Below are 9841 nucleotides of genomic sequence, written 5' to 3' on the forward strand. Positions count from 1 at the left end.
GCATTTAAGGATATAGATTTTGTAATGGGCATGCATCCGGATGACAGATGGGCTGTTGGATCAAAGGCACTTGCTGACGCCGAGATGGAATTTACATTTCTTGGAAAATCTGCCCATATGGCTGCCTCACCATGCTATGGAATAAACGCACTTGATGCCCTTGTTACCAGCTATACAGCAATTAATAATATGAGGGACTGGATAAAAAATGATAAGCATTCTGTCATAGGCATGATAATAAAGGAGGGTGGCAGGGCATCAAACGTTGTGCCTGACCGGGCCGTGCTTGAGGTGGATGTAAGGTCAAGCTCATCAGATTTCCTTAAAAAACTTGTTTTAAAAATAAAGAGGCTTGTCAGTTCTGTTTCAGAGGGTTTTGGAACGCAATTAATTATTAAGGACCTCATGCCGATGTATACAGAATATAAGCCTAACAAAACCATAGATTCCATACTGCTTAAAAATCTTAATAAATTTAATATAAACGCCTATAATATAGATAACGAAGAGGGATATGGCTGCGGCAGTACAGACGAGGCCAATGTGAGTTTAAGTGTGCCGACAGGGCATATTGATATGAAAATAGGAACAAACATACCCGGGCATTCCGATGAATTCAGGAATGCAGCAAATCCAAAGCGCGCAGCTAATAATCTATTTACGACAATAAATGTTGCATATAATTCTATTATGGAAATTTTGGAGAATCAGGAAACCTTGGTTAAAATAAAAAATGAATTTGGTGGTGATCATGGAGAGAATTAAGCCTCCGAAATTAAGGCCGGGGGATGAAATAAGGATAATAGCACCGGCCAGTGCACCTGATATGATCAGGCTGTCCAAGGGTATATCTAGGTTAAAGAAACTTGGCTACAGGGTAACAGTGGGAAAAAATATAAAGAAGCTTAACCAGAGAAATGATCTTGCAGCACCCGCAAAGGACCGTGCTGAGGAGTTAATGTCAGCCTTTAAGGATGATAATGTTAAGGCAATTTTCTGTGCAAGGGGCGGTTATGGGAGCATACATATACTATCACTACTTGATTATGATATAATACGTGATCATCCCAAAATATTTATGGGATACAGTGATATAACCGCACTGCATCTGGCAATAAACAGGAATGCAAATCTTATAACATTTCATGGCCCAATGGTTGCATCAGATATAGAGGATTTTGCAAAACCCAGTATAAAGGATTTTATGGATATACTAACAGGCAATTCCACAAAGATAAATATATACGAGGACCGGCTTATAAAATACATTATACCGGGAAATACGGAGGGCCTTTCAATGGGTACAAATATATCCCTTGTTGCATCACTTCTTGGTACAAATTATATACCGGATACAACCGGAAGAATATTCTTCATAGAGGATACCGATGTAACATCAGGTGACATAGACAGGTATTTCTTCAGCATGAAGCTTGCAGATATTGTGGATAAATTCAATGGTTTTGTCTTTGGTGATTTTAAGGCCATATTTGATAAGGAAGAGCCAATGCCGTCAATAGAGGATGTAATACAAAAATTTATGAACGAAATAAATAAGCCATCACTTTATGGTGCACCATTTGGGCATGGTGAGGAACAGATGATAATACCTTTAAATGCAATGGTCAGAATATCAGATGAGGAACCCTACATAAGCCTTTCTGAAAACGTTGTTGACTAATAAAATTATTACCAGGAATCATAAAAAAATCAAAAACATTTTTTAAACAATATAAAATAAGCGTTTGATAAAATGAAAATAAATACCCTTGTTTATGGCATTTATCCAAAAACAAATGAATTGCGATTAAGCATCAGCAGATGGGAAAAAGGTCTTCTTCCGGACGCGGCACTTAATGATCGCATTGACGATGAAAAGCATGAGTTCTATGACCGGTTAAATAATAATGAAATTTTATATACAGACCCATTATTTAACTGGTATGATATTTTTAGGCCCCTGGTTCTTATTACCGATGGCATGCAGCCAGGTCCCCTTACAAGATATAAGGAAACAAATACATTTTACCGCATGCCAGAGGTATCTGAAATTGGTGGTATAAAGTATTCCCCAGATAAATTCACACCATTAAATGAAAACCCCCCACTCCCCCTATATGCCGAGTATGGTAAAGATTTTAATGCATTTTTGCCATCACCCTATACATTTTTTAAAATGTCCAGGGTGGAAATGGCATATAATGACTTTGAAAAACAGCTGTTAAATAATTATGTACAGATACTTAAAAAATTTAGGACCAGAAATGTGATCCTTTTTGATTCCCTACCATATGAAAAAAACAGTGTATTAAATCTGGAGGATTTTGTTAAGGAATACAATGTAAGGTTAATAACAGCCGGAAATATATATAAGGAGAATATTAGGGGAAGACCAAAATCTATAATATGCGATAATAATGAAAACAATGTAAAAATTGCATCAGAAATTTCTGATGAACCAGGAATAAAATTAATAGACGGATACAACACAAAACTGGAAAAACCTGAGGATATAAGGAATGAGGCCCTAAAATACGATCTTGATTCCATTATTATTACGCATACAGAATATTTTGATTTTCTCCCCAGGATGATTGCAGATAAAAAAATAGAAATTATGTCAAAAATAGGTGATTAAAAATGTCAGAAAAATATTTGATATCACAGGAAATTGGTAGTTTTAGAAAACCAACGTATCTTAGTTCTGTTTTTCATAAAATTCAGGGAACTGAGGAATTTAACGTACTTGCAGGAAGGGCCACCATTGAAACCATAGACCTTTTTAAAAAGGCCGGCCTGGATAATATAGGTGTTGGCGGAGAAATGTTCAGATGGGAAATGTATGAGCATCAGGCAAACAGGATAAACGGAATAACATTCTATGGCCCGGTCAGGTCTTTTGATAACAGATATTACAAGAAAGGTAGCATAACTGATAGGATAGAAAGAAAGGAACCATACCATCTGGATGAGTTAGAATTTCTTCTTGAAAATAATATATCAAATATAAAAATTCCTGTTACAGGCCCTTATACAATGATGGACTGGTCATTTAATGAACACTACAGGGATAGATATGAAACTGCCATGGAATTTGCCAAGCTTCTTAATGAGGATATGAGGGAGCTGAAAAGGGAATGGGATAGAAAATATCCGGGCAAAAAGCTTGAAATTCAGATAGATGAGCCAGCCACCACAACACATCCGGATGAGATGAATATTGTCGTTGATTCAATAAATAAATCCGTTGATGGAATAGATAATGTTGAATTTTCGATGCACGTTTGTTATAGCATTGATTATAGACTTCTTTATGATGTTATGGATGACATAAAAATAGATGGTTTTAACCTTGAATTTGCAAATCGTGATACACTCGAACGTGGTACTGATGATTCCTCCAGACCCGGTTACACTGATTTAAAGTATTTTAATGAACATAATGATAAGAAAAAATTTATGGGTCTAGGTGTAACAGATGTACATATAGATTATATTGAGCCGGTGGAGCTAATAAAGGATAGAATTAATTATGCCTTAAAAATACTCCCGCCCGAATTAATACGCCTGAATCCTGACTGTGGACTTAGAACAAGAACCAGGGAGATCGGATATGAAAAATTAAAAAACATGGATATTGCAAGGCAGGAAATTCTTAAGGAAATTCGTTAAATATATCCCAATCCTCCTCATTTTTCCTTTTTCTAAAGAATATTTTTATCATTATTAAAATGTATGCAATAATGCCACCTATTATTAGTGCATTGATGCCGTAGTTTATCAGGTTATATGTTACCTTAACCTCTGATGTGGAAATAAATGCTCCCTGGGCCGTGTATGCTGATATAATTATATAATATGTTTTCCCCGGCTCTATATTGGTTAGCACCGTAAAATCGACACCCTGTGTAAAAATAGTTTTATCATGATATCCAACCATATTGGGATTTGTTGAATAAAATATTTCATATAGGCCAAAATCAGGACCAGAATATTGATTCCATGACAGGTAAAGAAAATAAAACATGAATGGGAACAAATATGTGATTTTAAATGGTATATATACCAGGTTTATGTTTGCCGGTGCCAATGAAACGTTCTGATTACTCATGTTTTTATTTGCATTAATGTTTAATGTACTGTTTTTATAATATTCCAGTGAAAATTTTAATGTATTTTTCCCTGCCGGTAAAAAGACAATGTAATGTCCCTGTGGGCTTGAATATCCCGATATTCTTCCATTGCTGTACACTGCCACATGCGCCAGTGCATAATTAAACTCTATATTTGTGATATAACCTGTAACTTTATACAATGAAGATTTTGGCAGCAATAAAAATTCCCTGAATACATTTTCTGAGGGATAAAGATTCATGGTAAAGTTTTTTCCGATAAATCCGGGTGAGGTAATATTTACAGCTATGTGTTCTGGCCTAATTGATTCCTTAAAAATACCATAACTTCCAGGAATGTTACGTCCATTAACAATTACGGTTGTGTTGGCATTATAGACAAAAAATGTTATTGTTATATTTTTTGGATTTAGTGTAAATGTTTTAGTCGAATTAAAATGGCCGTAAATGGTATTATAGCCATCAGAATATATTATTATACTGTTATTTCCATTAATTCCATATATACTGAAATTATTGGTATTTCCTGAATATTTAAAATAGTAATCATCAATGATATACTTTGATTCATTAAAGTAAACCGGTTCAGGAATTGTATTTATATTATATATTGATATTTTGGGTATGTATATGGTTCTTGAAACATTAATTCCAGAAATGGTTGCATTGACATTATAAACCCCAGGGTCAAGTTTATCGCTGTTACCTTTTAATCTCAAACCGTTAACATAGAAAACTGTTTTCTGGCCATTATTTGCATAAAGGAACAGCCCCGATGTGCTACTGTATGATAAATTATACAGTATTTCAGGTTTATAGCCATTCTTATACAGATATCCAGGTGTGATATTATATGAAAATGCTGCTGTAAAATTCTTATTATTATATGTTATTCCCAGATCACCGTGGTTCTCAAGGCTAGATACATGGGATTCATAGTATGCATAGGGTATTAAACTGTAACTGTTATTTTTAATTATTAAATTTGAAAAGGTTCCATGCGGTATATATGCATTGTAAATACCCGAATTTTCCTGCAGAACGCCTATGGCCCCTTTATAAAAACCGGCATCATTCAATAATATACCGTTTATTTCATTAACTTTTGAATTATTTGCCTTAAATATTATATTATAATTATTATATAGAATTGTAAGATTCGCTTCCCCGCCTCCATTGAATGTGCCATTAAATTCCACGCCCGCGTCATCTATGATATAATGATAATAATATCCGGAAAGATTTGCAAGTATTCCAAATTCAACGTAATTATTATAAGAACCATACATTGATATGAAATAATATGTGCTTCCATTGAAACCCTCAAGGTTATTATGACCAGCATCTATACTTGCTGAGATTTCAGTGAGATTTTCAGTTCCATTGAGGTAAACAATTGATCCATAACCCTTTAGTATTACCCTGGAATCATTAATCAGATTGCTTACCATGGGAGTTCCAAGGCCATCGACCGGATTCCATCCTGAATGTGCCGAGTAGCCATTATTACTGCCTGATGTAATTTGAGTGAAATCCTTTGAATAAAAATGTGTCCGTGCTATCTGATATAATAATGGATTAACCAATCCTAAAGACCTGTTATTATACTGATCCATTAATGCAATTATTCCTGCCCAGATCGGTGTGCCCACACTTGTACCACCTATTTTGTATGTGGTTCCCGACACAACAATAAGAACCCCTGTGTTGGGGTTTGCCACCATGGATACATCTGGAACACCGCGTTGAGTAGAATTATAGCCTGTTGCGTTCTGATAGTATGGTGTGGAGAAATACGATGAATAGCCACCCCCACTGCCAGACCATGCTGTCTGTGAGTATGTCCCATCATGGCAGTAAAGGCTTGTTCCACCCACTGAAAGAACATAGGGGTCTGCGGCAGGGAAGTTCACAGTTTTTGCTGATGTACCATCATCGGCACCATTATCACCTGACGCAGCAACCACTGTAATATTTTTATCAGCTGCCTCCATATATATGCTGTTAAATACCTTTAATTCGCTTGCATTTAATGAGGATTCGGCAGAACCCCAGCTAAGGGATATCACATTTTCAGACAGGTTGCCAACTGCCCATGCCACAGCCTGAACAAGAGTACTATTTGAATTTGGTGCAAGCACGAGATTTATTTTTGCATCGGGTGCTATGGCATGGCTCCACTCAACATCCACTGCAGTTTCAATGGCCCAGCCAGAATTTTCAGATGTTATTGGGCCTACAGGGGTATATATGCTTAAATTTACAGGGGGTAAATCAGTTATATTATCAAATGATTCAACGTCATACATTATATTTGGATCACCATAGGCATCAACTATCGTTATTGTTGTATTTTGACCTCTGAATCCACTATTTTCAATATAGCCAATGTCATAGGCATTGTATATATCATATGGCGTGTATGCACCACCGTCGAATCTGGATGTATTTACAATTAAATACGGTACAAATCCATTGGAATCATTTGATTTAAATGAGCTTATACCTATATTATTCAATGATGCGAATATGCTTTTTTCATTATAATAATTATATAAATTATATGTTGCAGTTAAAATATTTCCATAATATGTGTAATTAATATTATTATACCTTAAAATTTTATTAACAACAGGATGCAGGTAGGATGGAACGTATGCCATATACTGGCCTGTTTGGCTGGATACGGGCTCCACTGTAATTTGATTTTCATTGAGGCCTGAACTAGCATATGATATAAATGATAGAATCAATATGAATATGAATATGCCGGCGACAATCTTTTTGAGCATATACAGCTAAAAACAATCTTTATTTAAATACTTAATTGTGGTAATTTGGTTTTAAATAAAAAAAGATTTAAATCATATTTTACATACAGTATTAAATGTACAAAATACTGGTAGCAATATTACTATCCATGTTCTTAATCGCCGCACCGGCTGTTGCCAATTCATCCCAGAATTTGCCAGCACCACCAAGCGTGCTTCCGACCATTACGTATTATTATAATGGTACAGAATATAATATATCAAATTCAGTATGGGTTAATTTTTTTTCTAATGTTATTGACAATAAAAAGTATGTAACATATAACTGGTCAGCAGTGGATACGCAGTATCTTATTGTGTTTGATCTTTCATATACATCAATGAATCCATACGGCGCATACTTTCTTTTAAAACTTTCTGAAACAGGCAGTCCAACAATGGCAAACATGACAAAGGCATTTCTTGATACAGAAAATGTGTCCTCTCATGTTAAGGGGTATACAAACATACAGGCACTTGATGCAGGTGCATATCCTGGATTTTCATTTTCAAAACCCGTGGTGGCACGCAAAACAGTTCAGTACGAGGAGGCAGGGGCAATAATAGCCATCATAGCAGGGATGTTTGTTCTTTATTTTATCTTTAATAGAAAAAAATGAATTAAATACAATTTAAGCATTATATAATAATGAAAAAAATTGTTATTGGATTATCCGGTGCATCAGGTTCAATTTATGGCATACGCCTTCTTGAAAAAATAAAAGAGGCTGAAATACATTTAATAATATCTGAAAGTGCAAAAAAGGTAATAGAACTGGAAACTGATTATGATTTAAATTATATAAAAAATCTGGCTGATTATGTTTATGATGATTCCAATATAGCTGCCACAGTAAGTTCCGGGAGTTTTATCTTTGATTCTTATATAATAATACCATGTTCATCATCCACAATGGCCAAAATAGCCGTTGGCATATCTGATACCTTAATATCCAGGGTGGCCCTTGTTGCCATGAAGGAAAGAAGGAGGATTATAATAGTTCCAAGAGAAACACCACTGAGCACAATCATGATAAAAAATATGCTTGCACTTTCAGAAAGTGGTGTGATAATAGCGCCGGCAATGCCGGGATTTTACAGCAGGCCAAAAACAGTTGACGATATGGTTAATTCCATGGTTGGAAGGGTAATGGATTTAGCGGGAATTGAAAATGAAATTTCTAAAAGATGGAGTCACCCATAAATTTATGGCAGACCATATGGCAAAAAGGGCCTGCGAATGGCTCCGCTTTATGGGTTATGATGTTGAATATCCGGATGTACATTATGATAATGAAATACTCAAGATTTGTATTGAAAATAATTTAATACTATTAACAAGGGATATAGAGTTCTATAAAAGGTACTCGCTTTCAATATTTCTGGATAGCACCGATTATAAAGATCAGGTAAGTGAAATAATAAGCCTCTTTCCACCGGATAAAAAACTTTTTTTTACAAGATGCCCGGTGTGCAATTCAATTCTTGTGGATGTTAGCACTGATACGCTGGATCCTTTAAAATATACAATGGTCAGGCAAAAATTTAAAACAGTTAAATACTGTAAGAAATGCAATAAATATTACTGGGAAGGTTCTCATTATAAAAAAATTCTTAATGAAATTAATAAAATTTTAAAATTTAAAAGTATTTAACCGATCTTTTAATTATCATTCATTGAAAATACTGGAAAATAATATTGGAAATGATGAGTTAAAAATACGGATAGAAACACTTGACGATCTCTGGTATATAAAAAATTTACTTGAACCCGGGGATCTAATAGTATCTGATGTTTTTAGAAGGGTTGAGCTTAATGACGACATGGACAGGGCAAAATCAACAGAAAGAAAGAAAATTAAGGTAAAATTAAAGGTTGAAAAAGTAGATTTTCAGCCTTATACCGATAAGATTAAAATTCTTGGCGAGATAATAGAGGGTGATGAAGCCGGTAGCCATCAATCAATCTTTCTTGGTACCGATGATGAATTCCTCCTTATTAAAGAATTTACAGATGAGGATTTAAACCTACTCAGGGAGGCAACCGATACCTCTCAGAGTACTGGAATTTATTTTATTTCCATGGATGATGAGGAGGCAACAGTATGCGCATTAAGACCATATGGAATACAGGAACTTGCAAGCATAAAATCTGGAAAGTCTGGAAAATATTTTGATGTCAAGCAGCAATCATCAGGTTATTACCAGGAAATTGAATATGTTTTAAAAAATATAAGGGATATTATTATTTTAATCATTCTAGGACCTGGATTTGAACACTCTAAGTTTTATAATTTCATTAACCAGAATCCGTATTTTAAAAATTTTAAAAAATATGATTTTGCCGTTGAGGATACGGGCAAAAGAGGAATTTATGAATTCCTGGGGAGTGAAAAAAGTGAAAATATTCTAAAAAATTCAAGGCTCATGAGGGATGAAAAAATTATAAATAAGTTTCTTGAAGGGCTAAATAAAAGCGCCACAAGCATATATGGTTATGGGGATATATTAAAATATGCACAGATGGGTATAATTCAGGATTTAATTATTTCAGAGGAAAAATTTCATGCCCCGGAAACAAGGGAGCTTCTTTCGATTTTAAATGGATCAGCAAACATACATGTTATAAGCCGTTACTCTGATTCCGGTGAAATTATAAAAAAATTTGGGGGATACTGTGCCATATTAAGATATTCAATCAAATAATGTCCAACTTAACAGGAGTTCCTGCTCTGTTATATGCGGAATAATTTTTTAAATCATATGGGTATCCAACAATAATATGAATCTGCCCGGTATTTGAGAACATATGCAGATCAGCATCAGACGGCCTTGTATTTCCGGATGGATGTGAATGCACAGATCCAACATATGAAAAATCAATGGGTATGGAATACA

The 9841-nt window shown here is 34.8% G+C and carries 10 protein-coding genes; 8 read left to right on the forward strand and 2 right to left on the reverse strand.

Features of this window, described 5'->3' with window-relative positions; all coding sequences use genetic code 11:
* The 4 genes from AOG54_RS07475 to AOG54_RS07490 form a co-directional block, all read left to right on the forward strand.
* Window positions 1-765: peptidase dimerization domain-containing protein (locus tag AOG54_RS07475; RefSeq protein WP_156324230.1), on the forward strand; the 765-nt coding region annotated here is incomplete at its 5' end.
* Window positions 752-1681: a S66 peptidase family protein gene (locus AOG54_RS07480; protein ID WP_048101704.1), complete on the forward strand. Its 930-nt coding sequence runs from the start codon at window positions 752-754 to the stop codon at window positions 1679-1681. The genes AOG54_RS07475 and AOG54_RS07480, both read left to right, overlap by 14 nt.
* Before the next feature lie 72 nt (window positions 1682-1753).
* Complete coding sequence (locus tag AOG54_RS07485) at window positions 1754-2638, forward strand: hypothetical protein (protein ID WP_054964113.1); 885 nt, start codon at window positions 1754-1756, stop codon at window positions 2636-2638.
* Between the two features lie 2 nt (window positions 2639-2640).
* Window positions 2641-3672 (forward strand): methionine synthase, encoded by a 1032-nt coding sequence (locus tag AOG54_RS07490; RefSeq protein WP_048101702.1) that lies wholly within the window; start codon window positions 2641-2643, stop codon window positions 3670-3672.
* Here the strand turns inward: AOG54_RS07490 and AOG54_RS07495 are convergent.
* Complete coding sequence (locus tag AOG54_RS07495) at window positions 3656-6925, reverse strand: S8 family serine peptidase (RefSeq protein ID WP_054964114.1); 3270 nt, start codon at window positions 6923-6925, stop codon at window positions 3656-3658. The two genes, AOG54_RS07490 and AOG54_RS07495, sit on opposite strands and share 17 nt — an antisense overlap.
* Before the next feature lie 95 nt (window positions 6926-7020).
* Here AOG54_RS07495 and AOG54_RS07500 point away from each other — a divergent pair, with 95 nt between their 5' ends.
* Genes AOG54_RS07500 through AOG54_RS07515 form a run of 4 tightly spaced genes read left to right on the forward strand, consistent with a single transcriptional unit; the run spans window position 7021 to window position 9649 of the window.
* Window positions 7021-7563: a hypothetical protein gene (locus AOG54_RS07500; protein ID WP_048101701.1), complete on the forward strand. Its 543-nt coding sequence runs from the start codon at window positions 7021-7023 to the stop codon at window positions 7561-7563.
* Window positions 7564-7592: 29 nt separating this feature from the next.
* Window positions 7593-8147 carry a UbiX family flavin prenyltransferase gene (locus tag AOG54_RS07505; protein ID WP_048101700.1) on the forward strand — a complete coding sequence of 185 codons (555 nt, stop codon included), beginning with the start codon at window positions 7593-7595 and terminating at the stop codon, window positions 8145-8147.
* 4 nt (window positions 8148-8151) lie between these two features.
* Window positions 8152-8598, forward strand: coding sequence for a Mut7-C RNAse domain-containing protein (locus AOG54_RS07510; RefSeq protein WP_162200879.1), 447 nt, complete (start codon window positions 8152-8154; stop codon window positions 8596-8598).
* Between the two features lie 22 nt (window positions 8599-8620).
* A complete protein-coding gene (locus AOG54_RS07515) occupies window positions 8621-9649 on the forward strand; it encodes an mRNA surveillance protein pelota (protein WP_048101699.1) in 1029 nt (342 codons plus the stop codon).
* Here AOG54_RS07515 and AOG54_RS07520 read toward each other — a convergent pair.
* On the reverse strand, window positions 9642-9841 hold a 200-nt coding region (locus AOG54_RS07520), incomplete at its 5' end, for a Mov34/MPN/PAD-1 family protein (protein WP_201779330.1). The genes AOG54_RS07515 and AOG54_RS07520 overlap by 8 nt on opposite strands.

Origin of the sequence: Acidiplasma aeolicum (assembly GCF_001402945.1) — an archaeon.
GTDB classification, from domain to species: Archaea; Thermoplasmatota; Thermoplasmata; order Thermoplasmatales; family Thermoplasmataceae; genus Acidiplasma; species Acidiplasma aeolicum.